The sequence below is a fragment of the Clostridium pacaense genome, assembly GCF_020709765.2.
In the GTDB taxonomy this organism is placed as follows: domain Bacteria; phylum Bacillota; class Clostridia; order Lachnospirales; family Lachnospiraceae; genus Enterocloster; species Enterocloster hominis.
Genome location: NZ_JAJFEB020000197.1, coordinates 1 through 241, shown reverse-complemented (window position 1 = coordinate 241; position 241 = coordinate 1). Strand labels below are relative to the sequence as shown.

1 pseudogene is annotated in these 241 nt (G+C 54.8%); it reads left to right on the top strand.

Annotation, left to right across the window (positions count from 1 at the left end):
* Positions 1–241, top strand: a pseudogene (locus LK536_RS59030) (ABC transporter permease); the annotation flags it as partial.

The following is a 241-nucleotide window of genomic DNA, read 5'->3' as shown; positions in this document are numbered from 1 at the left end:
CTACATTTTTCAAGATATCCATTACCAATGGAGTCCTCTACGGCTACATCATCGATGTCATCAACCGTGCAAGCGAGCTGGTAGTGCTGGCTGTGGGCATGACCATGGTGGTGTCCGCCTCGGCTGGTACGGATATTTCCGTGGGCGCAGTGATGGCGGTGGCTGCTTCTGTGTGCACCCGCATCCTTGCGGCAGGGGAGGTGTCGATCAATGAATATGCCAACCCTTATATCCTGGCGGT